Here is a 23,076-nt window from a genome sequence, read left to right on the forward strand (position 1 = left end):
TCGACCTTTCGGAGGCTACGGTCGGCATCGTGGTCGTCTACGACAGAGATTTCCTGGCAAATATGGCTTTTGCGGAGATTCATCGGCGGGATACCGGCGATGCTGCCACCGCTGGACGAGGCCAGGCAAGACCTTCACGGCATACGGTTGAGTTGTAGGGAGCGTTGACAACCGAAAAGCTAATCGGTACACATACGGTATGAACCAAAACAACGGCCCGGACGTGGTCCGCCTGTCGAGGAAGGAGTGATGATGCGCGACTACGGCTTCGTCTCCTACGCATCCAGAGACGACTTCTTCGACCGCTCCCGTGCCGCGTGGAACCCCGGCAAGACGCAGTTCTGGCTGGACCAGGGCGTCGATCTCGTCATCGACCGCCGGGAGGGGTATCACCTCTGGGACGTCGACGGCCGAAAACTGATCGACGTGCACCTCAACGGCGGCACCTACAGCCTCGGCCACCGGCACCCCGAACTGGTCGCGGCCATGAACGAGGCGATGACCCACTACGACGTGGGCAACCACCACTTCCCGTCCATCGCCCGCACCGCTCTGGCGGAACGCCTGCTCGCCACCTGCGACGGCACCATGGGCAAGGTCGTCTTCGCCGCCGGCGGCGGCGAGGCGATCGACATCGCGCTCAAGACCGCCCGGCACGCCACCCAGCGCCGCAAGATCGTGTCCATCCGGAACGCGTTCCACGGCCACACCGGACTCGCCGTCAACGCCGGCAACCCGCGGTTCTCACGGTTGTTCCTGGTCGACGAGCCGTCCCAGTTCCCCCAGGTCGACTTCAACGACCTGGCCGCGATGGAGTCGGCGCTGCGCGGCGGCGACGTCGCCGCGGTGCTCCTGGAGACGGTGCCGGCGACCTACGGCTTCGTGATGCCCGAACCCGGATACCTCGCCGGGGTCAAGGACCTGTGCGAACGGTACGGGACCGTGTACATCGCCGACGAGGTGCAGACCGGCCTCATGCGCACGGGCGAGATGTGGGGCATCTACAAGGCCGGAGTCTCGCCGGACATCCTGGTCACGAGCAAGGGCACCGCGGGAGGGCTCTACCCCCTGGGCGCGGTCATCGTCGCCGACAAGGTCGCGGGCTGGCTGGACGAGGACGGCTTCGGCCACATCTCGACCTTCGGCGGGGCCGAACTCGGCTGCATCGTCGCCATGAAGGTCCTGGAGATCACCGGGCGCCCCCAGACCAGGGCGACCGTCGCCTCGATCGCGGCCCGCCTCGAACGCGGTCTGGCCGACATCCGGTCCGACCATCCGGACTTTTTCGTCGGCATCCGACAGAACGGCCTGGTGATCGGCCTGGAATTCGACCACCCCACAGGCGCCCAACTCGTCATGCGGGCGCTGTACGAGAACGGCGTCTGGGCCATCTTCTCCACACTCGACACCCGTGTCCTCCAGTTCAAGCCGGGATTGCTGATGTCTCCCGAACTCGTCGACGACCTGCTCGAACGCCTCCACCGGGCGGTCGGCCAGGCCCGCGCCGCCGCACGAGCGACGTCCGGGCGGGCCGCGTGAGCGCCCGGCGGGCCCAGGTCCGCACGACCGATTGGGGCCCCGATCCGGCGGCACACGCGCGAACCCTGCTGGAACGCGCCCGTTGGGCGGCCGACGAATTCGCGTCGTTCGACCGTGCCCGGGTCGACCGCATCGTGCGAGCCGCCGCGCAAGCCGGGCACGACAACGCCGCCCGCTACGCGGAATGGGCGGTGCGGGAAACCGGGTTGGGCGTGGTCGCGGACAAGACCACCAAGAACGAGGCGTGCTCGCTGGGTCTCCTGGCCCGCTACGGAGACGAGGACTACGTCGGCGCCCGCTACGACGCGGACGCCAAGATCCTGGAAATCCCCCGTCCCGCGGGCGTCGTCGTCGCCCTGACACCGTCGACCAACCCGGTCTCGACCGTCTACTTCAAGGTCATGCTCGCCCTGATGACACGCAACGCCATCGTCATCAGCCCGCACCCCGCGGCCAAGGCCGCCAGCGCGGACGCCGCCCGCACGCTCAACGCGGCGGCCGTGGCGGCCGGAGCGCCCGCCGACGTCGTCCAGGTGGTCGACGAGCCGACCATTCCCCTGGTGGACGCCCTCATCACCGACCCCGGCTGCAGCGTCGTGCTGGCGACCGGGGGAACCCCCATGGTGCGCGCCGCCTACGGCTCCGGGAACCCCGCCCTCGGCGTCGGACCGGGCAATGTGCCCGTGCTCGTCGACGCCACGGCCGACCTCGTCGCCGCCGCCGAACGCATCGTGGCCAGCAAGGCGTTCGACAACTCCGTCCTGTGCACCAACGAATCGGTGCTGCTGGCCGAAGAGTCCATAGCCCCGGACCTGTTGCGCGCTCTCGACGACGCCGGCGCACACGTGTGCGACCCCGTCGAGCGCGACCGCCTGCGGGACTGGCTCTACCCCGAGGGCCGGCTCCGCACCGCCGCCATCGGCCGGGACGCGGCCTGGATCGCCGAGCAGGCCGGATTCCGCGTTCGGCCGGGCAAGCGGGTACTCGTCGCGCCGTTCGAGCGCCCCTTCGAGGAACCGCTCACCCAGGAGAAGCTCTGCCCCGTGCTGGGATTCCACACGGTGGCCGACGCGGCCGGCGGCATCCGACTGGCCCGGCTGCTGCTGCGCGGGGGCGGGCGCGGGCACTCCGCCGCCATCCACAGCCGCGACCGCGCCACCGTCATGGCCTTCGGAGCGGCTGTCGAAGTCATGCGCGTCAGCGTCAACGTCGGTGCCAGTCTGGGAAGTTCGGGCTTCGAGACCAATCTCGCGGCGACGATGACCATCGGCACCGGGTTCACGGGGCGCAGCTCGCTCGGCGAGAACCTGGAACCCCGCCACCTCGTGCAGTACACGCGTGTGGCGTACAACCGCGATGCCGGCGTCGCGTTCGACGACTTCGCGGGCATGCAGCCGTGGACCGTCCGGCCCACGCCGCCCGCGGCCCGCCCGGCGGCCCACGACACGGCCCGGCCGGACGGCGTGTCCCACACCGCGGACGGTCGGGCGGCGGGTCGAGAACTCGACCTGCTGCGCGAGGAGATCCGCCGGCTCGTCCGCGCCGAACTGCACAGCGTGCTGGGAGCCCACCATGGCTGAACTGCGCTCGTTCATCTTCATCGATCAACTCCAGCCGCAGACCATGTGCTACCTCGGCACATTCGTGCGAGGCAGCCTGCCCCGCACCAACATGTCGGCGCAGATCATCGAGGTCGCGCCGGGTCTGGACATCGAGCCGCTCACCGACGTGGCGCTGAAATACGCCGATGTCCAGGCCGGCATCCTGGTCGTCGAGCGGCAGTTCGGCTACCTCGAAATCCACTCCCGGTCCACCGACGCCGTGCGCTCGGCCGCCGACGCCATCCTGGACGCACTGGGCGCGGATCCCGCCGCGGTGCCCACCCCGACCATCCTGGCCGACAAGACGATCACGAGCGTCGATCCGAGGCACGCGTTCCTGATCAACCGGAACAAGTCCGGCTCGATGGTCCTGCCGGGCGAGTCGTTGTTCACCCTCGAGGTCACCCCGGCGTCCTACGCGATCCTCGCCACGAACCAGGCGGAGAAGGCCGCCGACATCAAGGTCGTCGACTACCGCATGATGGGCGCCACCGGGCGCGTCTACCTCAGCGGTTCCGAATCCGACGTCCGCATGGCCGCGGAGGCCGCGCGCGAAGCCGTGCGAGTTCGGCCATGAACGGCACGCCGTCGGCCGTCGGCTCGTCGACCGTCGGGACCTCGTGGGACCAACTGCGCGGCCTCGTCGCCGAGGCGGTCCGCGAAGCGGTCGCCGAATTGACCTCCGCCACGGCGGATCGCGGGAGTTCACCGCCTTCCGCGGCCGTCGCGCCGACCGCCGTCGCGCCGACCGTCGCCGAGCCGGACACCCGCCCCGTGGTGCTCCGGGACGACGCGGACCTCGCGCGTTTCGTACGACTGCTGCTCGATCTCACCGCGACACCCGAGGGGCGGGCGGCCCTCGACGACCGCAGGATCCGATTCCGGCTCGACCACGATCTCCCCGCCCACACCGGCGGTGCCGAGCGGCCCGCACCGGCACAGGGCGTGCATCGCATCGAGCGTGGCGCCGTCGGCGAGGCAGCGGTCACCGCGGCCGCCGCCGCCGGACACCACATCGTCGCCGGCCCCCGCGCCGTCATCACCCCTCTGGGGCGGGACACGGCCCGCCGACTCGGCATCCGCATCGACCGGGAGGAGGCCTGATGCGCATCGGCACCGTCACCGGATCCGTCTGGTCGACCCGACGCGTCACCGGCGTCCCGTCGGGCGCGTTCTTGACCGTGGCATTCGAGGCGTCACCGGAGGTGATCATCGCGTTCGACGTCCTGGGAACCGGCGTCGGCGAACGTGTACTCGTGGCCCAGGGCATGAGCGCCGCCCGCCGGTTCCCCGACAACGCCCCGATCGACGCCTTGATCATCGGCTCCGTCGACGAGACCTCCACCACCCACCGCAACTCCTGAACACGAAAGTTGGGACCCTCATGTCCGACGCCATCGGAATGATCGAAACCCGCGGCTACGTCGCGGCGTTCGCCGCCGCCGACGCCATGGTCAAGGCCGCGAACGTGACCATCATCAGTCGCGAGGAGGTCGGCGACGGCCTGGTCGCGGTCGTCATCAACGGCGACGTCGGAGCGGTCAAGGCCGCCGCCGACGCCGGCGCGGACACCGCCGCCCAGGTCGGCGAACTCGTCTCCGTCCACGTCATCCCCCGCCCCCACCCCGAAGTGAACCGGCACTTCAACGGCGGCGGAAACACCACGGGCTGAGCGCCATGACCACGACCTCCGACGAGCCGACGGGGGGCGCCGCACGGCGGCGCCCCCGCGCCGCCGCACAAGACCGCACCCCCGCACCGGACCGCGCCGCCGCGCCCGCCGCCCCGCCGCAGCCCGCCGCGCCGGCGACCGAACTCCGGGTATACCTGACCCTGCGCAGCCTGCAGCGACAGTTCGCCGCATACTTGGGAACCCCCACGCGAGCCCGCGGCTATCCACCCCTGGAAGGCGACCACGCCCTGATCATCGAAGTGGCCCCCGGACTGGCCATCGAGCGGGTCATCGACCTGGCGCTCAAGGCCGTACCCGCCGCGGAACCCGGGCTGCTCTTCGTGGAACGCCAGTTCGGCATCCTCGAACTCCACACCGGGAAGACCGATGATCTGGAGCGCGCCGGCGCCGCCATCCAGGCGGGGATCCGCCGCAGCCCGGCCGACCAGCTCAAGCCCCGCCTGCTGTACACCGACGTGATCGAGGACGTCACCGACCAGCACGCGGTCATCCTGAACCGCACCCGCCAGGCATCCATGATCCTGCCGGGCCAGACGCTGCTGGTGATGGAGATGACCCCCGCGCTGTACGCGGCCCTCGCCGCGAACGAGGCGGAACGCGCGGCGCCGAAGAACACCCTGGTCGACGTGCAGATGATCGGCGCCGCCGGCCGCGTCTACATCAGCGGCACCCTGGAAGACGTCACCACCGCACGCCACGCGATCGACGCGGCGCTGGCGGCCGTCGAGGGACGTGACCACTGAACCGACGGGTCCGGTCCGGCCGGCTGCACCGACCCCCGACTCCATCGACCCTCCGGCTGCCCGCGCCCCCAGGAGAAGGCATGTCCCCCGAAAGACCCGAGCCCGACCGCGACGACACACCCGGTGCCGTCGCCGATGAACCGTACGACTCGCTGGCACGCCGCATCCTGCCCGCGTACGGCATCGGCCGCGACACCCCGCTCGAACTGCTGAACCTCTCGGAGAACGCGACCTATCGTGTCCACGCCGAGGCGGGCACGGCCCCGCGCATCCTGCGGGTCCACCGCCCCGACTACCACACGGCCGCCGAGATCCGGTCCGAACTGGCCTGGGTCGCGGCGCTTCGCGAGGACACCGAGATCGCCACCCCGGAGCCGATTCCCACTTCGGACGGCCGCCTCGTCGTCGGCGTCGATCCGCTCACCGCGGGCGGGCAGCGGCGTCATGCCGTCCTCTTCCACCTGATCCCCGGTGACGCTCCGGACGAGAACGTGCCCGCTCCGCAGTTCGAACGACTGGGCGAGATCACCGCGCGCCTGCACCGGCACGCCGAAACGTGGACGCCTCCCGCCGGGTTCACGCGGATGCGGTGGGACCTCGCCGCGATGCTCGGCCCGCACGCGCACTGGGGACGGTGGCAGGACGGGCCCGGCACGACCGGCGAGGTGCGCCGGGTACTCGCGGACACGGAAGCGATCATCCGACAGCGGTTGTCGCGATACGGAACCCGCCCGAGTCGATTCGGGTTGATCCACGCCGACCTCAGGTTGGCCAACCTTCTCGTGCACGGCGACCGGACCGCCGTGATCGATTTCGACGACTGCGGTTCGGGCTGGTTCCTCTACGATCTGGCCGCCGCCCTCACCTTCCTCGAGGAGACCCCGCAGGTCCCCGATCTCATCGACGGTTGGCTCACCGGCTACCGCCGGGTCCGCGCACTCACCACCGAAGACGAGAACGAGATCCAAACCTTCATCATGCTCAGACGCCTGATGGTGGTCGCCTGGCTGGGCTCGCACCCCGATACCGACCTCGCGCGGGCCAAGGGCGCGGGGTTCACAGAGGTGAGCGCCGAACTGGCGGACGAATACCTCGGCAAGCAGAACCGATGGTGGCGTGGCCGGTCGGCCAACAGCCATTGACCCGACCCACATCCGACCGACCCCACCCGAAACAGCACTGGAGCATTCATGACACCCCCATCCATGGACGGCCGCCGCGTCGTCGTCACCGGCGGCTCGAAGGGCATCGGCAAGGGAATCGCCGCCGTCTTCGCCCGCTCCGGAGCCCACGTGGTCATCACCGGCCGCAACGCCGCCGACGTCCACGCGACCGCGGCGGAACTCTCCGCCACGGGCGGGAAGGTCACCGGCATCGCGGCGGACGTCGGCGACCCGACGGCGATCACGCGTCTCGCCGACGAGGCGGTCGAGGTGCTGGGCGGCGTCGACGTCGTCTGCTGCAACGCGGGCATCTTCCCCAGCACTCCGCTGAGCGAGCTCACCGCAGAGCGCATCGACGAGGTCTTCAACGTCAACCTGCGCGGCACCATGCTCACCGTGACGGCCTTCCTGCCCGCTCTGCGGCGCAGTGCGCACGCTCGCGTCGTGGTCACCGCGTCCATCACCGGCCCCGTCACCGGCTACCCCGGCTGGAGCCACTACGCGGCCAGCAAGGCCGGACAAATGGGCTTCGTGCGGGCCGCGGCCCTGGAACTGGCCCCCCACGGCATCACGATCAACGCCCTGTTGCCCGGCAACGTGCTCACCGAGGGCGTGGTGGACCTCGGCGCCGAGTACGTCCGCGGCATGGCCCGGTCCATTCCGATGGGCAGGCTCGCGACGAGCGAGGAGATCGGCCACGCGGCGCTGTTCCTCGCCTCCGAACACGCCGGGTTCATCACCGGCCAGGGTCTGATCGTCGACGGCGGCCAGGTACTGGCCGAGTCACTGGACGCGATCACCTCCCCCGGCGCCTGACGCCTCCACCTCGGCGGCGGGGTCGACCTGCCCGTCCGGGCCGGCCCCGCCGCGAGGATCCGTCGTTCGACCGCCGGCCCCACCTCCGGCGACCCGCTTCCTACCCCGGCACCCGACCGAGGAAGTCGCGCACGTGGCCCGCGACGACGTCCAGGTGGCTCTCCAGCAGGAAGTGGCCGCCGTCGATCAGGTGCACTTCCGCGTCCTCCGCGTCGCGGGCGAAGGCCCGCGCGCCCGCCGGGCCGAAGATCTCGTCGTTGCGGCCCCACACGGCGAGCACCGGAACCTCGCCGGCCCGCAGGAGTTCGTGCAGCGGCGGGTAGAGCGGGCGGTTGTTTCGGTAGTCGCGGAACAGCGCCAGCTGGATCTCGTCGTTGCCCTCGCGGGAGACGAGGGCGAAGTCGTGCTCCCAGGTGTCCGGGCTGACCAGGCTCGGGTCGGGCACGCCGTGCACGTACTGCCAACGGATGGCCTCGACGCTCAGCGCGGCGCGGACGGCGGGCTCGGTGTCGGGGCCGGGGTTCGCCCCGTAGGCCCAGACGTCGGTCCAGAACGACTCGACGAAACCGTCCTCGTAGCCGTTGCCGTTCTGGGTGACGACGGCGGAGATCCGTTCGGGGTGTGCGAGCGCGAGGCGCCACCCGATGGGGGCGCCGTAGTCCTGGACGTAGAGGGCGTAGCGCTCCAGGCCCAGCCGGTCGAGCAGCCCCGAGGTGATTTCGGCGAGGGCGTCGAACGTGTAGGTGAAGTCCTCCACACGGGGCGCGTCGGAGAGCCCGAAGCCGAGGTGGTCCGGCGCGATGACGTGGTAGTCGTCGGCCAGCAGCGGGATGAGTCCGCGGAACATGAACGAGCTGGTCGGGTAGCCGTGCAGCAGGACGATCGCGGGGGCGTCGGCGGGGCCGGCCTCGCGGTAGAAGATCTCGTGGCCGTCGACGGTGGCCGTCCGGTGGTGCACCGAGTGCATGTCTAACCTCTTTGAAAGCTTGATCTGGTTAGTTCTTCTCCATGCGAACATGGGATGAGCTAACCTGTCAAACGATCCGATCCGGTTAGAGAGAGTGGCACCCGATGGACACGCTGCTGGACCTGCTCAACAGCAGGCCGCTGGTCGACGGCGAGGAACAGGACGCGCTCGGCGACCCGGCCGAAGGCGGACGCTGGGCGCGGGAGCGCGGCGGCGACGGCAGCCTCGCGGAACTGGCGCTGCTGCGCGAGGCGCGGGACGTCCTGCAGGACGTGGTGCGCGGCAAACGCCCGCCCACCGCACTGAGTCCGCTGCTCGAAGGGGTGCGGCGGATCCCGGAGCTCACTTCGGACGGCCTCCGGTGGGCGCTCGAGACTCCGCCGCACGCCCGGCCGGCCGTCGAGGCGGTGCTCGCCTGGGCCGCCACCGAGAAACAACTGCCCGGCCGGCTACGCCCCTGCGCCAACGACGAATGCCGGTTGTTCCTGCTCGACCGCAGCCGCGCCAACCGCGCCCGCTGGTGCTCCATGGCCGTCTGCGGCAATCGGGAAAAGGCACGCCGCCACTACGAACGCACCCGCTGACGCGGTCGACCGAGCGGTCATCCCGACAGTCGTCGCAGCCATTCCGTCAGGAGTTGTCGTTCGGCGTCGCTGAGCACGCTCTGGGCGGGCAGTGCCGCGCGCAGGGCGCGGGCGGCGCCGGCCGGCCCCGGTTCCCGCACGGCCGGTTCCCGGGTGGTGACGGTGGTGATCATCGCTTCGCGCAACGCGACGAGGAGCGCGGGGTCGCGCTCGGACTCGGGTACGGACAGCCAGGTCAGGACGGCGCCGCCGGCGGTGGCGTGGACGATCTGGGCCGCGAGGCCCTCGTCCACGCGCAACAGGCCCGCGGCGGCGATGCGGCGGATGCGGCCCTTGAGGTGTTCGAAGCCGATCCGGAAGACGGCGGTGGAGCGGGTGGGTTCGCCGTACATCAGGGTGTACAGCGCGGGATTGGCCAGTCCGAACCCGACCACCACGTCCCAGCCGTCGCACAGTTCCCCGACCGGATCCTCCGGGGCGGGATCGATCCGCCGCTTGGCGGCCAGGAACCGGGTGAACCCGTACTCGGCCACCGCGTCCAGCAGCCCTTCCTTGTCGCCGAACAGGCGGTACAGGGCGGGGGGTTGCAGCCCGGCGGCGTCGGCGACCGCCCGGGTGGTGACCGCATCGCGGCCGCCGCGCTCCAGCAGGTCGATCGCGGCGTCGACGACTCGGCGGCGCGTCTGCTCGCGCGCGTCGCCGCCGGGCTCCTCGGCAGGCCGCGTACGGGTCGGTTCGACAGGCATGAAGCAACGATAACGCTGTTGGGATCTCGGCGTTAATATCATCGATACACCGATCACGTTAGCGTCGATATTATCGGTGGTAGCTTGGATGATGTTCCATTGGAAACATCATCGGAGGAGAGCCGTCATGTCCGACCGTCTGCGGATCATCGGAGTGGAAGAGACCGTCGTCGTACCGGCCGTCCACGAGGCGTACCTGCGGGCCGGATCGCCGCGGATCTTCTCGCGCGGCTTCGGGGACAGCCCCGTCGCGAAGAACCTGCGCGAGGTCGGCGAGCGGCGACTGGCGCACATGGACGACCAGGGCATCGACGTCGCGGTGCTGTCCCGTCGTCGCCGGGCGTGCAGGACCTGCCGGAAGCCGACGCCGTCGCGGTGGCCCGCGACGCCAACGACCAGCTCGCCGCGATCGTCGCCGCCCGGCCCGACCGCTTCCAGGCGTTCGCCGCGATACCCACCCAGTCCCCGGCCGCGGCCGCGGCCGAGCTGGAGCGCGCCGTGTGCGAACTGGGTTTTCCCGGAGCCATGCTGTACGGCCGCACCGGGGACAAGCCGGCCGACCACCCGGACAACGACGAGCTGTACGCGACCGCCGAGCGACTGGCCGTGCCGTTGCACTTCCACCCGCAGACGCCGGTCGCGTCCGTCGTCGACGCCTACTACTCCGACCTCCCGGAACCCATGGGTCCCGTGCTGGCCGGAGCCGGACTCGGCTGGTACTACGACCTCGGCGTCCAGTACCTGCGCATGATCTTCTCGGGTGTCTTCGACCGGTTCCCCGACCTGCAGGTGATCGCCGGACACTGGGGCGAGGTCGTCCTGTTCTACCTCGACCACACCGGCTTCTTCGCCGAGGCGGGCGGTCTGCGGCAGCCCCTCGCCGACTACTTCACGCGGAACTTCTGGGTCGCGGGCAGCGGCACCAACAGCCCCCGCTACCTGCGCTGGACCGCCGAGGTGATGGGCACCGACCGGATGTTGTACTCCACCGACTACCCCTTCACCTACGGCTTCCGCCCCGCCGGCTTCCCCTACGTCGACACCAGCGACGGTCGAGCCCGCTCCTTCCTGGAGAACTCGCCCTTCACCGACGAGCAGAAGGCCGACATCGGCCACCGCAACTGGGAACGCCTCACCGCTCGCGCCCGGCGCCCGTCGGCCTGAACCGCCGGCCGGGTGATCTCGTTCAGTTCTGTTCCAGGACGAAGACGGCGATGGTTCCCGGTTCCAGCGCCTGGAAGACGTGCGGAATGTCGCCGCGATAGCTCACGTAATCCCCGACGTCGAGCTCGACGGCCTGGTCGAGAGGTCCCGCCGAGGCGCGTCCGGCGGTGATGACGACGTGCTCGACGGTTCCGGGCAGGTGGGGGGCGGACCGTCGGGCCCTGCCGGGCTCGGCGTGGATCCGGTAGATGTCGCACTGCGCGTCCGGCGCGCAGGAGGCGAGCAGTGTGGCCGTGTAGTGCGATTCCTCCGCCTGGGTGGGGCTTCCCTCGTCGGCTCGCAGGATGCGGATGGCGGGCCGCGGCGGGGTGACGAGCCGACTGAACGGGACACCGAGCGCCACGCTGAGCGCCCATACGGTCTCCACTCCCGGATTGCCGGTACCGGCCTCCAGTTGCGACACGGTGGCCTTGCTCAGGCCCGCGAGGCGGGCGAGCTCGCTCAGCGACAGCCCTCTGCGCTGTCGCTCGCTGCGAACCGCGGCCGAAATGGCCGCGACGGGTGATGCCATGAGGACGACTCCAGGGATGGGTAGGGGAACGTGCGGGTCCGGCGCCGGCGTGGCCCGGCGCCGTGACACCTGTCGTTTGCTGTGGCGAACGTTCGGACGGAAAAATGTACAGTGATCATGTGTGTTCGGCACGGCCGGCCGGCGTTCGGCACACACGATCGATGGACGCGGAAAGGAGCAACGATGCAAACGATGCCAGGGACGACCGGGGCGCACGCGTTGGTGCGCACGTTGGTGGACAGCGACGTACGGGTCTGCTTCGCCAACCCCGGTACATCCGAGATGCACTTCGTGGCCGCACTCGACACGCTCCCGCAGATGCGGGGGGTGTTGTGCCTGTTCGAGGGGGTCGCCACCGGCGCGGCCGACGGATACGGACGCATGACCGGGCATCCGGCCGCGACGCTCCTGCACCTCGGACCGGGGCTGGCCAACGGACTGGCGAATCTGCACAACGCCCGACGTGCGAACACCCCGGTCGTGAACGTCGTGGGCGATCACGCCCTCGGCCACAAGGCGCTGGATTCCCTGCTGGAATCGAACATCGACGCGCTCGCCGGCACGGTCTCCGGCTGGGTACGGCGTTCCGCGTCCATCGAGGACCTCGGTACGGACGCGGCGGAGGCGGTCGCGGCGACGCTGACCTCGGGCGCCGCGGGGGAGGGCGGGCGGGACCCGTCCCGTAACGGTACGTCCGGGTCCGTCTCGACCCTCATCGTCCCGGCGGACCTGTCCTGGTCGACGGGTGGCCGGTCGGCGCGACCGGTGAAGATACCCGCGCCCGCCGCGCCGTCCGAACAGCACGTGCGGTCCATAGCGAAGCTGCTGCGCTCGGGTGAATCGTGCGTGCTCCTCCTGGACGGCCCGGCGTTGAGCGAGCAGGGACTGCGCGCGGCGAGCCGGATCGAGCGCGCCACGGGCGCACGACTGCTCGCACGGAACTGGGCCGCCCGGCAACGCCGAGGCGCCGGGGTGCCACACGTCGAGCCGCTGGCGTACCGAGGCGAACAGATCACCGCCCAACTCCGCGACGCACATCACCTCATCCTCTGCGGCGCCCGTACGCCGGTGACCTCGTTCGCCTATCCGGACCGCAGCAGCCTGCCGACGCCCCCCGACACCCGGGTGCACGTCCTCGCCGAGGACGAAGGCGCCGACACCGTACTCGCCCTGGACATGCTGGCCGACCATGTCGCGCCGCACACCGAGCCGCTCCTGGCCCCGTCGGCCCCGCCGCCCCTGCCGCGCGGCGCGTTGACCGTCGACAACTGGGCGGCGGTCATCGGCGCCCTGCTGCCCGAGGAGGCCATCGTCTGCGACGAGTCCATCACGGCGGGCATGGCCACCCTGCACGCGGCCACCGCCGGTTCGCCGCCCCACGACGTGCTCGGGTTGACCGGTCTGTCGATCGGCCAGGGACTGCCGTCGGCCACCGGCGCCGCGATCGCCTGCCCCGACCGTCCCGTGATCTGCCTCCAGGCCGACGGCAGCGCCATGTACACCCTGTCCGCGCTGTGGAGCCACGCCCGCGAACACCTCGACATCACGACCGTGATCCTCAACAACAGCTCCTACGCGATCCTGCGCGCGGAACTGGAGCGCGTCGGTGCCACCGCCGAGGCCTCCGCCCAACTCTTCGACCTGTCCCGTCCGGACCTGGACTTCGTCTCCCTCGCGCACGGCATGGGCGTGCCCGCCGAGCGGGCCGGGACGGCCGAGGACCTGGCCCGGCAGTTCCGGCGGGCGCTGTCCGAACCCGGCCCGCACCTGATCGAGGCCGTGCTGCTGCCGCACGGCGGCTGAGCCCACAGGTCGTCGCGGCTCCGACGCCCGGTCCCCGGGAGGTCGCCTCCGCCGAAGGGTTCGGGCCGTGTCGATCGCTCCGCTGCCGGACTTACTAAGCGGAACCTCGTTCCGTATTGTCGAACGGGACGGGGTTCCGTTTGCTCACGATGCCAGAGCAAGGGCCCGGCTCCCGGTACGGACCTGGCCGCACACGAAAAGAACGACATCCCACCCGCCCTGCTCGACCCGGCACTTCGCTGCCGCTGACGGGTCCGTTCGGACGTGTGTCCCGACGATTCGACGTGGGTCAGACGATCTCGCCCGCACAGGATCCGTGGGGATCGCAGGCGTAGCAGCTGTACCGCATGCATCCGGTGCACACGCCGATGTTCTCCAAGCGGTATGTGTCGTCGCAGGTATGGCACACGGCGCGCTCGCGCAGCATGGTTTCCCAGCCGTGGTCGCCGCCCAGGAAGTCGTAGGAGACGGCCACGAACTCCCCCCACATCGGGTCGTGTTCGGCCCAGTGCCGGAGATACCAGGAGTAGACGACGAAGAACGCCTTGCCGGTCACCAGGTGGTCTCGACCCCGACCGTCTCGGATCCACGCCTCGACGAGTTGCCCGACGCGCTCCCCGAGGGGCAGTCCACCGCCGAGAACGACATCGTTGTTGTTCGTCATCGTCATCGCCACAGTATCCGGGCGAACGCACCCCATGAACAGCCACCGAGCCACGCCACATCTCCCGAACACCCCGGCATTCCGTGGACGTCCCAGCCTTCCCGTTCGGCACCAGGTCAGGAGGTGGGAGGCATCCCACGGCCGACGTGGGACGCACGCGGCCTTCACGGAGTCGTCACCTCCGAGCGAGAGTCGAACCGGCGATCACACCCGTGGTCGCCGGGGGGACACGCCACCCGAGACGGCGTGAGAGGTGGGATCACACCATGAGGCTCCGTAAGAAGACGACCGGTACCGCGGCGGCGATGGTGATGGCGGTCGGTGCCGTGGCCTTCGCGTCCGGTCCCGCAAGCGCGGGCGGCTGCGGCCCTGTCGGGCCCTGCGGGCGAGTGGACAACAACACCGCGAGCGACACGATGAGTTACACGCTCAAGCTGGACACCGGCGGTGACCATCGCTGCAACGTATGGAACTTCCCCGGGGGACAGCGGACCGTGAGCTGTCAACAACAGGGCCTGAATCCCGGAAAGGGTGTCGGAGGCCGACTTCACGACGGAAAAGACGTCGATGCCTTTACCTTTCCCAACACCGGCTATCACGTGACGTTCAACGGGGGCATCACGCAGAGCTATCACGAGCGGGGCATGTGGACCAAAATCAGCAACACGGCCACTGCCGTGTGCAAGGACGTGAGCTCGTTCCAGACGCCGTACTGCGAGGTCATGGGGTAGTTCGGCGCGGCGCCGCAGGCGGGCCGACGCGCGATGCCGATCATCGTCACCGCGTTCCCGACACGTCGTGAGTTCGACGGTCGGTCTCGCCGCCCGATCGGGACTCGACGAGGATCGGCCGTCCGGAGACCCGCTGGGTGTCGTGGGCGTCGACGTCCCGGGCGGTGCCGTCGAGGAACAGGATCCGGTTCTCGCGGCGCCCGATCGGGATGTCGGCGGTGCCCTCGTGCGTCCACACGATGCGGGCTCGGCGCGACGCGCCGAGCTCGTCGGGGACGAGGAACTCGCACTGCCACACGTTCTCGGGAAGGCCGACCCCCCGGCCGTGGCCGCACGCGTCGACCCTGGCGTGGGCGAGCCACTGTTGGAGGCGGGCGGTGAACAGTCCGGCTTTGGTGGGCGGTTGTCCCTCGGCCTGCAGGACCATGGGGATCTTGCCGTTGCCCCACGCGTAGAAGTACATGCGTCGCAGGTCGCGGTTGCGGGCGTACAGCCCGGTCAGGTAGAAGCGCACCGCGTGGTCGGCGGCGGTGTCCTCGTCGAGAGGATCGTCGAGCGGCAGTGTCTGCGTGGTGCCGGTGTTCCACAGGGGCAGGTGGTAGCCGGCCCGCTGGAAGGTCCGGTCGACGCCGCGGACGGCCTCGAGCATGGTCTCGGGCGGGTCGGTGACCCGCCGCTGGTAGAGCTTGACACCCGCCGCGTCGCAGTACTGGTAGCCGCCCGCCGCGGCGAACCGCAGCAGGAAGTCGTGCGACTCGGTCTTCCACAACTCGGTCACCGACGGACACACCAGCGTCGCGCCGGGGTCCTCGGCGCGGATGACGGCGCTCGCCCGGCGGGTCATCTCCACCAACGACTCGACACTGCCGTTGTAGTGGTGGGGGTGGTTGGCGGCCACCCACAGCTCGTAGGCGTCGATCCGATCACCGGCGTGCCGAACGAGGGAGCGCACGAAGTCGTCCCAGTCCGCCGGGTCGTCGGGCGCTGCGGCACGCGAGCCGTCGGGGTACGGCGCCTTGCGGGCGTCGGGTGCGGCCCAGGCCGGTGTACCGCCGAAGACGAAGAGCGTGTCGAGACCCTGCCGGTCCGCCCCGTCGAGCAGCCGGTCGAGGGCCGACCAGTCGAATTCGCCGCGCCGGGGCTCCAGTTGCGCCCAGCGGGTCTCACTGTCCCACAGCCGTAAAGCACCGACCCGGAACGACGGCATCGCGCCCGAGGAGCTGTTCATGGTGACGCCGAACAACTCGGGGCCGACCGCTTCGGGGGTCCGGGTCCAGCCGACCGCGTCGATCGGCTTGACGGCGGTCGGATGGCCGGGCCCACTCGAAGCGGTGTCGGAGGCCGTCGCGAGGACGATCAGAACCAGGCCGAGGACCGCGAGCCGGCGGGCCAACGGGCGGCGGCGTCGAAGGCGTCCGGTGGGGACGGTCCCCCGGGGCACTCCCGGCGCGGCCGCGGACTCGGCGTCCCGCGCCGGCATCGATGTCGCGGCACCGACCGGCACTTCACGCGGCGACTCCGCCGGCGACGACGGCTGCGTGCCGGCGCCGTCGTCGTCGTTCGGGCCGGTCTCGTCCTTCGGGTCCGGGCCGGTCGCGATACTCCAGTCGCGCAGCAACGCCGCCACGTCGTCCGCCGTCGCCCCGCACTCCTTGGCGAGCCGGACGACCACGTCGTAGTCCGGTGGCACCGCCCGCCCGCTGCAGTACCGGTGCAGCGACGAACTGCCGGCGAAGACCCGCCGCCCCAACTCCTGGTAGCTCAGTCCGCTGCGCCGCTTCAACGCGGCCAACCGGTCCGCCAACGCGCGGCCCGCCTCTGCCCTGTCCAGGCGTCCCACCCCCGTGGTTTGCTCCGACTCGCGGGCAAGTATGGCAAAAAGCAGGCGACACGCCCCCGGCTTCGCCGCCGACCTCGTCCGCCGACGGCTCCCGGGTCAGTCCCGGCCGGTCTCCGCGACGTGGATCGTGAACGGTTGCCTGTTGTTGTCCGGGTTCCGGTCGTCTTCACTGCGGACCGCGACGTAGCCGCCGGTCAGGTCGCCGATGGGGACGCTGTCGGCGATCCGTACCGGGACGACCGCCGTGGCGGATCGGAACCGCGGCAGGCCGGCGGGGAAGACGCAGCGCACTCGGTGGCCGTTCTGGAACTCGGTGCAGTCCTCCGGGAAGAACGGCCCCTCCGGCGTCACGCCCTCCGGCAGGGTGATCACCACGGTGAACGGTGAGGCCGTCCGGTCCGGTCCGGTGTTGCCGATCAAGGCGTGCACCGTGGTGGTGCTGCCCGGCGCGACGGAGGACGGGTCGATCCGGATCACCTCCAGGTCGGAATTCGACGGGCGGACCGCGGCCGCGACCTGTGCGGGGGCCGGCTTCGTCACCGGAGAGGTGATGGCACAGGCCGACCCGGCGGCCAGTACCACCAGCGCGGAGCCCACCGTCAGCGATCGCCCGACGAACCCTCGAATCGACCCGTTGCGCGTCATCTCCGCTCACCCTGCTCTCTGTGTCCGTACGCCCGCACCGTCGAGGGCCGTCCGGGCCGAGCGTGACCGATCCGCCCGCCGGCGTCCGAGCGACCCGCCCTCGGGTCGCTCGAACGGGCGAAGGCGGGCACCGCGATCCCGGGGCGTCGCGGCCCGCCGGCGTCGGTGTTTCCGGTGGCGAGCCGATCGGGTTCGAACCGAGCGCGAACGCCGTGGGGTTCCTGGAGGAGCAGGTCCGAATCCGGGAGTCGGGGGTGCCCGTGGTGCATGATTATCCGCATGGAAACGCCTGAGCTCACGCTCTCTCGCGCCCCTGCCGCGTACGCCTGCATGATCGTTCGCAAACCCGCCGAGGAGGTGTTCCGAGCCTTCGCCGACCCGGCTGTGACCTCCCGGTTCTGGTACAGCAGGAGCAGCGGGCCGATGGTCGCGGGAGCCGAGTTGCACTGGGAGTGGGAGACGTACGGTGCCTCGGCCGATGTTCGGGTCAAGGAGGTTCGAGAGGCCCGACTGATCCGGTTCGAATGGGGCAACTACGGGCAGCCGACCACCGTCGAGTTGCGGTTCACCGCGCGCGCCGAAGGAGCCACGTTCGTCGAGGTCACCGAGACCGGTTTCGAGGGCTCGGGGGATGACGCCGTGCGCTGGGTGAACGACACCGTCGGCGGATTCGCCACGGCCCTGTGCGCCATGAAGGCCCTGCTGGAATTCGACATCGAACTCGGCGCCGTCTCCGACCACCATCCCGCCTGACCGACCCGGCTCCCCCCGATCAACGGCCGAACCCCCGCCCGTCGCACGGCACATCGCCGAAGGCGACCCCACCACACGTCGCGGATGCCGGAGACACCGGCCGGACGAACATGGCGGAAACCGTACGCTTCCTCGGAGCATGACCGCCGACAAAGCAGCCTCCCCGGAGCGGACGCCGGCCCCGACTCCGTGGCTCCGGCAAGGCCCCTCCAGCCACCGCCACTTCCACACGGGACCTTTGGTGGGACTTCCACCTCCGGGTGGTCGCGGGTCAGCCGCCCTGGCCGGCGCTGCCGATCGGGCCGACCTTGATCGGGGCGCCGGCGCTCTTGACGGGGAGCCTGGCGGTGCCGGGCCAGTTCAGGGTCACGGACTTCGTCTCGTCCGGCGGGGTCACCACCAGACCGGTGATGCGGAGCCCGGAGGCCTCGCCCATCGTTTCCTTCGGGTAGTTGATGCCGAAGGACACCGACTTGCCGCTCTTGAGAACGAACGAGACGGGCTCCTGGCCGGTGCGCTGCGCGGAGATATTGCCCGCGTCGGTCTTCAGGTCGACGCCCGCGTAGCCGGACATCGAGCAGTCCGGGCCGTTGTTCTTGAACGTGACCGCGACGGTGCCGTCGGAGTCGCCGTCGATGGTGCCGTCGATCGCGGTGGCCTTCAGCTCGTCCGTCCGGCACTTGGCGGTCTTGCCGTTTCCGCCGCCGCCCGAGGTGGTTCCGGTGCCGGCGCTCGTGCCCTGACCGCCGCCACCGCTCTGCCCGCCGGAGGCACTGCCTCCGCCCTGGGTTCCGCTGCTCTGGGTTCCGCCGGTGCCCTGACTGGCGCTCGGGTTCGCCGGGTTGGGCGCGGCGGGTGCCCCGCCTCCCGGAGCGTTGGACGAAGTGCCCTTCGCGGCGCCGGAGTCCGAGTCCTGGCAGGCGGTCATCAGCAGGGCGCCGGCGACGAGGGTCGCGGAGGCGAGGATGGTCCGGCGGCGGTTGGCGGACATGAAAGACCCCTTGGTATCGCGTAGTCGAAGCCTCGATGACGCCGGGCTTCCCGGTAGTTGCGTGATCACCATGCCGGGGCGGCGACCCCCCTGGGAACCGACGTCGGCGTTCCACGACAGCGCTGTCACCAACCGGTGACATGGTCACAGAACGCAACAAGAGCAAGGCGGCGCGCCGTCACCGCGAACGTCGGCGCCAACGATCCCGCCGGGGGCCTCGGTCGTTGCGGGTCACGCGGAGGGGTGGCGCGGCCGTGTCCGCGCTCCCGACAGGGCGATCTCCAGGAGCCCACGGACGGCCTCCCGCAGATCGTTTCGGCTCTCCGGCGTCCCGGGCGTCGGGACGGTGCCGGGTGCGGCCGTCAGCCGATCGAAGATCAGCCCGTCCACGCAGGCCAGATGCCGACGGGCCCGCTCCTCGGCCCGGGCCCGGGGTATGCCGGCGGCCGTCAGCAGCGCGCACATCTGCGCCCTGGCCGCGTCCCCGTGCCGAAGGATCTCCCGCAACTCCGTTTCGTGGACGGTCTCCAGGATGCAGTGGTAGCGCGCGAGCGTACGCACGCGTCCGGGACCGAGCATGTGGTCGACGAAGGCCGCGGTGGCGTCCGCGAGTCGGTCCAGGTGCGCGGGGCCGAGCAGTTCGGCCGGCGACGGGGCGAGCAGCGGTCCGTCGCCGGCCAGCGCGACCTGCCGCAGGTCCTCGGCGTCCAACTCGACAAGGCGCCGGACCGCTTTGGTGATCAGCGCCTTCCGGGTCCGGAAGTAGGCCGAGGTGGTGCCGAGGGGCAGTTCGGCCCGGGCATCCACGCCGCGATGGGTGAGCGCCCGCATGCCGCCGGAGGCCAGCAGTTCGATCGCCGCGTCCGCGAGAACCGTCCGACGATCGTGTTCCGCGTGCACGCGTGCCCCCTCCGATACCCCGTGTCGTTTTCTACATCCGTAGTATACGGTCTTCTACAGAAGTAGAAACGAGGGGGCGTGAACCATGCCGGAAAAGAACGCGACGAACACACACGCGAACAACCGGGCGGGCAGCCGATCGGCGGTGGTCGTCGGGGGTGGCATCGGCGGCCTGGCCGCCGCCGTCGGGCTGCGTCGGATCGGTTGGCGGGTGACCGTCCTCGAACGCAAGGCGGTCGGCGGCGAGGTCGGGGCGGGGATCGCGCTGATGAGCAACGCGATGCGCGCGCTGGAGAGCCTGGGCCTGGGTCCCGCGGTCAAGGCCGGCGGCCGACCGCAACTGTCCACCGGCGTGCGCGACGGCGGCGGCCGGTGGTTGTCCCGGGTCGACGGCACGGCACTGGAGGCCAGGCTCGGCACCGGGATCTACTCGCTGCACCGGGCCGAACTCCACGACATCCTGCGGCGAGCCCTCCCCGTGGACGGCGTCGTCGTCCACGGGGCCGAGGTCACCGACATCACGCAGGACCCGAAACAGGCTCTCGTCCACTACACCGGACCGGGCGGCACGGCGACCATCGGGACGGATCTGGCCGTCGTCGCCGACGGCGTCAACAGCCGCGTCCGCGCCCGCCTTTGGCCGGACGCCCCGGCCCCCGTCCACAGCGGCTCGACCGTCTGGCGCGGCGTGACGACCGAGGCGTTCCTGCCCACCCCCGACATCGCGCAGACCCTGCACGCCGGCGCCGAGATCGGCGTCATGCCCATTCGTGACGGCCGGGTGTGCTGGCACGTGGTCACCAGGGCGACGGCCGGAGTGCGCCACGACGACGAGTGGGCCGAGGCGCGGCGCCGCGTCGACGGCCTGCACGACCCGATTCCCGCCCTGCTGAAGGCCACCGCCCCGGAGGCCGTCCTGCACCACGACATCCACATCCTGGGCGCCCCTTTGGATACGTACGTGGCGGGCCGCGTCGCCCTGCTCGGCGACGCCGCCCACGCGATGCCCCCACATCTGGGCCAGGGCGCGTGCATGGCCATCGAAGACGCCGTCGTCCTGGCCGCGTGCCTGCACACGCACGAGAATCAGGCCACCGCCCTGGCCGCATACGACGACACCCGCCGCCCCAGAGTCGCCGCCGTCACCAAGGCATCGCACCGAATGGGCCGCATCCAAAAGGCGGAAGGCCGCCTGGCGGTGGCCGTGCGCAACGCCGCGATGCGCCTGACCCCACCGGCGGTGGCCATGAAGGCGATCCTCGAATTCGCCGACTGGACACCCCCGAGGCTCCCGCTGCCCGACACCGGGCCGACGGCGTAGGCCGCGCGCCCACCCGTCCGCGGTTCGTGGTCCGTGTGTCTAGTTCCGATCCCTGCTTCTGAGGCCGTCGAGCAGTACATCCGCCAGGCGTTCCGGCAGGTCGGGTTCGAGGGGGCGGTGGCCGAGGAGGGCGCGGGTCTGGAGCGGGGCGCACAGCAGTTCCAGAGCGAGACCGGTGTCGGTGTCCGGGGGGAGTTCGCCGCGCTCGACGCCCCGGCGGACGATGGCGCCGGCCTGATCGAGGCGGGACTGCCAGAACGTGCGCCAGGACTCGGCGAGCACCGGGTCGTCGGAGCCGAGTGTGGCCGCCCGGGCGACGGCGCCGCCGAGCGGGGTCGCCATGTACTCGGCCAGCGCACGGGCGAAGGCGGCCAGGTCGGTGCGCACTTCGCCGGTGTCGGGGACGGGGATGCCCGCGTCGCTGCCCGTCAGCATGGCGTCCAGCAGCAACTTTTCCCGGCTGCCCCAACGCCGGTACACCGTGCTCTCGTTGACGCCGGCGCGGACCGCGACGTCGGCGACGCCGAACCCGGCGATGCCGCCCTCGGCGAGCGCGTCCATGGCCGCGGCCAGCACGGCCGCGCGCACCCGCGCGGCCCGCCCACCCGGACGCCGGCGAATCGGATCCGGCGCTTCCTCTGCTCCCTCGGTCCCGGTCATGTGTCGATCACCTCGGCCGTCATCTTAACGCAAGTGCCCTTGCGTTAAATCCCGCCCAGGCGCATAGTCGCTAATGCAAGGCAACACGCTTTAAGTACGACAGGAGGCATCGCCATGCCCTTCACCTGGCCGCTGGACCCGCAGGACCTGTTCGTCGAGCGCTACCCGCAGATGACCCTCGGCCTCCCCGCCGACGAGGTCGACGCGGTGCGCGCCGCCGTCACCGAGATGTGGCCCGACCGCCCCGGCGGCTGGGTGTACGAGTGGTCCGCCCTGGCGGCCCGGCACGCCGCCGCCGGGCGCCACCGCTCCGCCGCGCAGGCGTACGGCTGGGCCAAGTTCCCCTCGCTCGCCGACGAATCCAAGCGCACCGCGCTCGCCCGCCAGGTCGAGCAGTACGTGCTCGCCTCGCCGGACTTCCCCGTCGAATTCGAGCGCCGCACGCTCACCGTCGCCCACCGCGGCGGCGAGACCACCCTCCCGATCCACCTGATGGCCGCGCCCGACCTGCCCGCCGACGCCCCGGTGGTCCTGGCCGGCGGCGGCGTGGACTCCTGGAAGACCGACCTGCACGGCATGTGGGAGCAACTCGCGCTCACCCTCCCGGCACGGCTGCTGCTGTTCGACCTCGCCGGCACCGGCGAGAGCGCCCACCTGCCGATGACCCCGGACGGCGGTGCCGAGGTGATCGACGGCCTGATCGCCTTCGCCCGCACCATCGGCAACGGCCGCGTCGGCCACTTCGGCATCTCGATGGGCGGCCACTACTCCGCCCGCACCGGACTGACCGGCGCCGTCGACGCCTCGGTCGTACTCGGCGGCCCGGTGCGGCATTCGTTCGCCCGGGGCCGCGGCTTCGCCTTCGGCATGGACGGCATCGTCGGCAACGCCCTGGGCTTCGACGCGATGCCGACCACGGCCGAGCGCGATCGAGCCCTCGCGGCCTTCGACCTGCGCCCGCTCCTCGACCGCGACACGAACGGCCCGATGCTGGTGATCAACGGCGCCGACGACGTACACGTCCCACAGTCCGACACCCTGATCTTCCAGGGCCGCCGCGACACCCGAGTCCACCTCGTCCCGGACACCGGCCACTGCGCCATCTCCCGCTTCGACGAGGCGATGGCACTGATCACCCCCTGGCTCGAAGCCACCCTGGCCACCTGACCCCCCGACCACGA

At 70.8% G+C, this 23,076-nt stretch carries 25 protein-coding genes; 16 read left to right on the top strand and 9 right to left on the bottom strand.

Annotated features, from left to right (window positions below):
• Positions 1-249 precede the first annotated feature (249 nt).
• From EMA17_RS02965 to fabG, 9 genes are all read left to right on the top strand, one after another.
• Positions 250-1,539, top strand: a complete 1,290-nt coding sequence (locus EMA17_RS02965) for a class-III pyridoxal-phosphate-dependent aminotransferase (RefSeq protein ID WP_246126402.1) — start codon at positions 250-252, stop codon at positions 1,537-1,539.
• The gene (locus EMA17_RS02970; RefSeq protein ID WP_126635255.1) at positions 1,536-3,119 is read left to right on the top strand and encodes an aldehyde dehydrogenase family protein; all 1,584 of its coding nucleotides are present in this window, start codon (positions 1,536-1,538) and stop codon (positions 3,117-3,119) included. Before EMA17_RS02965 ends, EMA17_RS02970 begins: the two co-directional genes overlap by 4 nt.
• The gene (locus EMA17_RS02975; RefSeq protein ID WP_126635256.1) at positions 3,112-3,717 is read left to right on the top strand and encodes a BMC domain-containing protein; all 606 of its coding nucleotides are present in this window, start codon (positions 3,112-3,114) and stop codon (positions 3,715-3,717) included. The genes EMA17_RS02970 and EMA17_RS02975 overlap by 8 nt, the downstream gene beginning before the upstream one ends.
• Positions 3,714-4,244: a hypothetical protein gene (locus tag EMA17_RS02980; RefSeq protein ID WP_126635257.1), complete on the top strand. Its 531-nt coding sequence runs from the start codon at positions 3,714-3,716 to the stop codon at positions 4,242-4,244. Before EMA17_RS02975 ends, EMA17_RS02980 begins: the two co-directional genes overlap by 4 nt.
• Positions 4,244-4,504, top strand: coding sequence for a EutN/CcmL family microcompartment protein (locus tag EMA17_RS02985; protein ID WP_126635258.1), 261 nt, complete (start codon positions 4,244-4,246; stop codon positions 4,502-4,504). Before EMA17_RS02980 ends, EMA17_RS02985 begins: the two co-directional genes overlap by 1 nt.
• Before the next feature lie 20 nt (positions 4,505-4,524).
• A complete protein-coding gene (locus EMA17_RS02990; protein WP_126635259.1) occupies positions 4,525-4,812 on the top strand; it encodes a BMC domain-containing protein in 288 nt (95 codons plus the stop codon).
• 5 nt (positions 4,813-4,817) lie between these two features.
• Positions 4,818-5,576, top strand: coding sequence for a microcompartment protein (locus tag EMA17_RS02995; protein WP_126635260.1), 759 nt, complete (start codon positions 4,818-4,820; stop codon positions 5,574-5,576).
• An 80-nt stretch (positions 5,577-5,656) separates the two neighbouring features.
• On the top strand, positions 5,657-6,718 hold the full coding sequence (locus tag EMA17_RS03000) for a phosphotransferase enzyme family protein (RefSeq protein ID WP_126635261.1): 1,062 nt from the start codon (positions 5,657-5,659) through the stop codon (positions 6,716-6,718).
• A 48-nt stretch (positions 6,719-6,766) separates the two neighbouring features.
• Positions 6,767-7,555 (top strand): 3-oxoacyl-ACP reductase FabG, encoded by a 789-nt coding sequence (gene fabG / locus EMA17_RS03005; RefSeq protein ID WP_170222089.1) that lies wholly within the window; start codon positions 6,767-6,769, stop codon positions 7,553-7,555.
• A 100-nt stretch (positions 7,556-7,655) separates the two neighbouring features.
• Here the strand turns inward: fabG and EMA17_RS03010 are convergent, their stop codons facing one another.
• Positions 7,656-8,522, bottom strand: coding sequence for an alpha/beta fold hydrolase (locus EMA17_RS03010; protein WP_126635262.1), 867 nt, complete (start codon positions 8,520-8,522; stop codon positions 7,656-7,658).
• Between the two features lie 104 nt (positions 8,523-8,626).
• On the opposite strand from EMA17_RS03010, the gene EMA17_RS03015 reads away from it, so the two are divergent.
• The gene (locus tag EMA17_RS03015; protein WP_126635263.1) at positions 8,627-9,106 is read left to right on the top strand and encodes a CGNR zinc finger domain-containing protein; all 480 of its coding nucleotides are present in this window, start codon (positions 8,627-8,629) and stop codon (positions 9,104-9,106) included.
• Between the two features lie 17 nt (positions 9,107-9,123).
• Here the strand turns inward: EMA17_RS03015 and EMA17_RS03020 are convergent, their stop codons facing one another.
• The gene (locus EMA17_RS03020; protein ID WP_126635264.1) at positions 9,124-9,852 is read right to left on the bottom strand and encodes a TetR/AcrR family transcriptional regulator; all 729 of its coding nucleotides are present in this window, start codon (positions 9,850-9,852) and stop codon (positions 9,124-9,126) included.
• 342 nt (positions 9,853-10,194) lie between these two features.
• On the opposite strand from EMA17_RS03020, the gene EMA17_RS03025 reads away from it, so the two are divergent.
• Complete coding sequence (locus EMA17_RS03025) at positions 10,195-11,016, top strand: amidohydrolase family protein (RefSeq protein WP_246126403.1); 822 nt, start codon at positions 10,195-10,197, stop codon at positions 11,014-11,016.
• A gap of 22 nt (positions 11,017-11,038) precedes the next feature.
• On the opposite strand, the gene EMA17_RS03030 is transcribed toward EMA17_RS03025, so the two are convergent.
• A complete protein-coding gene (locus tag EMA17_RS03030) occupies positions 11,039-11,587 on the bottom strand; it encodes a helix-turn-helix domain-containing protein (RefSeq protein ID WP_126635265.1) in 549 nt (182 codons plus the stop codon).
• A gap of 183 nt (positions 11,588-11,770) precedes the next feature.
• Between EMA17_RS03030 and EMA17_RS03035 the strand changes: the two genes are divergently transcribed.
• Positions 11,771-13,390: an acetolactate synthase large subunit gene (locus EMA17_RS03035; RefSeq protein ID WP_218042607.1), complete on the top strand. Its 1,620-nt coding sequence runs from the start codon at positions 11,771-11,773 to the stop codon at positions 13,388-13,390.
• A gap of 289 nt (positions 13,391-13,679) precedes the next feature.
• Here the strand turns inward: EMA17_RS03035 and EMA17_RS51585 are convergent, their stop codons facing one another.
• Positions 13,680-14,060 carry a hypothetical protein gene (locus EMA17_RS51585; protein ID WP_160161292.1) on the bottom strand — a complete coding sequence of 127 codons (381 nt, stop codon included), beginning with the start codon at positions 14,058-14,060 and terminating at the stop codon, positions 13,680-13,682.
• A 260-nt stretch (positions 14,061-14,320) separates the two neighbouring features.
• On the opposite strand from EMA17_RS51585, the gene EMA17_RS03045 reads away from it, so the two are divergent.
• Entirely contained in the window at positions 14,321-14,785 is a 465-nt protein-coding gene (locus EMA17_RS03045; protein WP_126635267.1) for a hypothetical protein, read from the top strand.
• A 46-nt stretch (positions 14,786-14,831) separates the two neighbouring features.
• Here EMA17_RS03045 and EMA17_RS03050 read toward each other — a convergent pair whose 3' ends face one another.
• Complete coding sequence (locus EMA17_RS03050; RefSeq protein WP_126635268.1) at positions 14,832-16,625, bottom strand: helix-turn-helix domain-containing protein; 1,794 nt, start codon at positions 16,623-16,625, stop codon at positions 14,832-14,834.
• A gap of 96 nt (positions 16,626-16,721) precedes the next feature.
• Positions 16,722-17,270, bottom strand: a complete 549-nt coding sequence (locus EMA17_RS03055; protein ID WP_126635269.1) for a hypothetical protein — start codon at positions 17,268-17,270, stop codon at positions 16,722-16,724.
• A 279-nt stretch (positions 17,271-17,549) separates the two neighbouring features.
• Here EMA17_RS03055 and EMA17_RS03060 point away from each other — a divergent pair, with 279 nt between their 5' ends.
• Positions 17,550-18,023 (top strand): SRPBCC family protein, encoded by a 474-nt coding sequence (locus EMA17_RS03060; protein ID WP_126635270.1) that lies wholly within the window; start codon positions 17,550-17,552, stop codon positions 18,021-18,023.
• A 271-nt stretch (positions 18,024-18,294) separates the two neighbouring features.
• Here EMA17_RS03060 and EMA17_RS03065 read toward each other — a convergent pair whose 3' ends face one another.
• Both EMA17_RS03065 and EMA17_RS03070 read right to left on the bottom strand, forming a co-directional pair.
• Positions 18,295-19,014 (bottom strand): DUF4232 domain-containing protein, encoded by a 720-nt coding sequence (locus EMA17_RS03065; protein ID WP_126635271.1) that lies wholly within the window; start codon positions 19,012-19,014, stop codon positions 18,295-18,297.
• A 231-nt stretch (positions 19,015-19,245) separates the two neighbouring features.
• Complete coding sequence (locus EMA17_RS03070) at positions 19,246-19,914, bottom strand: TetR/AcrR family transcriptional regulator (RefSeq protein WP_126635272.1); 669 nt, start codon at positions 19,912-19,914, stop codon at positions 19,246-19,248.
• Positions 19,915-19,999: 85 nt separating this feature from the next.
• Here EMA17_RS03070 and EMA17_RS03075 point away from each other — a divergent pair, with 85 nt between their 5' ends.
• Positions 20,000-21,235: an FAD-dependent monooxygenase gene (locus tag EMA17_RS03075; protein ID WP_126635273.1), complete on the top strand. Its 1,236-nt coding sequence runs from the start codon at positions 20,000-20,002 to the stop codon at positions 21,233-21,235.
• A gap of 39 nt (positions 21,236-21,274) precedes the next feature.
• Here EMA17_RS03075 and EMA17_RS03080 read toward each other — a convergent pair whose 3' ends face one another.
• Positions 21,275-21,895, bottom strand: a complete 621-nt coding sequence (locus EMA17_RS03080) for a TetR/AcrR family transcriptional regulator (protein WP_126635274.1) — start codon at positions 21,893-21,895, stop codon at positions 21,275-21,277.
• Positions 21,896-22,009: 114 nt separating this feature from the next.
• Here EMA17_RS03080 and EMA17_RS03085 point away from each other — a divergent pair, with 114 nt between their 5' ends.
• The gene (locus EMA17_RS03085) at positions 22,010-23,062 is read left to right on the top strand and encodes an alpha/beta fold hydrolase (RefSeq protein WP_126635275.1); all 1,053 of its coding nucleotides are present in this window, start codon (positions 22,010-22,012) and stop codon (positions 23,060-23,062) included.
• Positions 23,063-23,076 lie beyond the last annotated feature (14 nt).

Origin of the sequence: Embleya hyalina, assembly GCF_003967355.1 — a bacterium.
Lineage (GTDB): Bacteria > Actinomycetota > Actinomycetes > Streptomycetales > Streptomycetaceae > Embleya > Embleya hyalina.

Bases quoted from the DNA above. Each gene is read 5' to 3' on its own strand.
- EMA17_RS02965 (WP_246126402.1), top strand. From the start codon at position 250: ATGATGCGCGACTACGGCTTCGTCTCCTACGCATCCAGAGACGACTTC.
- EMA17_RS02975 (WP_126635256.1), top strand. From the start codon at position 3,112: ATGGCTGAACTGCGCTCGTTCATCTTCATCGATCAACTCCAGCCGCAG.
- EMA17_RS02980 (WP_126635257.1), top strand. From the start codon at position 3,714: ATGAACGGCACGCCGTCGGCCGTCGGCTCGTCGACCGTCGGGACCTCG.
- EMA17_RS02985 (WP_126635258.1), top strand. From the start codon at position 4,244: ATGCGCATCGGCACCGTCACCGGATCCGTCTGGTCGACCCGACGCGTC.
- EMA17_RS02990 (WP_126635259.1), top strand. From the start codon at position 4,525: ATGTCCGACGCCATCGGAATGATCGAAACCCGCGGCTACGTCGCGGCG.
- EMA17_RS02995 (WP_126635260.1), top strand. From the start codon at position 4,818: ATGACCACGACCTCCGACGAGCCGACGGGGGGCGCCGCACGGCGGCGC.
- EMA17_RS03000 (WP_126635261.1), top strand. From the start codon at position 5,657: ATGTCCCCCGAAAGACCCGAGCCCGACCGCGACGACACACCCGGTGCC.
- fabG (WP_170222089.1), top strand. From the start codon at position 6,767: ATGACACCCCCATCCATGGACGGCCGCCGCGTCGTCGTCACCGGCGGC.
- EMA17_RS03010 (WP_126635262.1), bottom strand. From the start codon at position 8,522: ATGCACTCGGTGCACCACCGGACGGCCACCGTCGACGGCCACGAGATC.
- EMA17_RS03015 (WP_126635263.1), top strand. From the start codon at position 8,627: ATGGACACGCTGCTGGACCTGCTCAACAGCAGGCCGCTGGTCGACGGC.
- EMA17_RS03020 (WP_126635264.1), bottom strand. From the start codon at position 9,852: ATGCCTGTCGAACCGACCCGTACGCGGCCTGCCGAGGAGCCCGGCGGC.
- EMA17_RS03030 (WP_126635265.1), bottom strand. From the start codon at position 11,587: ATGGCATCACCCGTCGCGGCCATTTCGGCCGCGGTTCGCAGCGAGCGA.
- EMA17_RS03035 (WP_218042607.1), top strand. From the start codon at position 11,771: ATGCAAACGATGCCAGGGACGACCGGGGCGCACGCGTTGGTGCGCACG.
- EMA17_RS51585 (WP_160161292.1), bottom strand. From the start codon at position 14,060: ATGACGATGACGAACAACAACGATGTCGTTCTCGGCGGTGGACTGCCC.
- EMA17_RS03045 (WP_126635267.1), top strand. From the start codon at position 14,321: ATGAGGCTCCGTAAGAAGACGACCGGTACCGCGGCGGCGATGGTGATG.
- EMA17_RS03055 (WP_126635269.1), bottom strand. From the start codon at position 17,270: ATGACGCGCAACGGGTCGATTCGAGGGTTCGTCGGGCGATCGCTGACG.
- EMA17_RS03060 (WP_126635270.1), top strand. From the start codon at position 17,550: ATGGAAACGCCTGAGCTCACGCTCTCTCGCGCCCCTGCCGCGTACGCC.
- EMA17_RS03065 (WP_126635271.1), bottom strand. From the start codon at position 19,014: ATGTCCGCCAACCGCCGCCGGACCATCCTCGCCTCCGCGACCCTCGTC.
- EMA17_RS03075 (WP_126635273.1), top strand. From the start codon at position 20,000: ATGCCGGAAAAGAACGCGACGAACACACACGCGAACAACCGGGCGGGC.
- EMA17_RS03080 (WP_126635274.1), bottom strand. From the start codon at position 21,895: ATGACCGGGACCGAGGGAGCAGAGGAAGCGCCGGATCCGATTCGCCGG.
- EMA17_RS03085 (WP_126635275.1), top strand. From the start codon at position 22,010: ATGCCCTTCACCTGGCCGCTGGACCCGCAGGACCTGTTCGTCGAGCGC.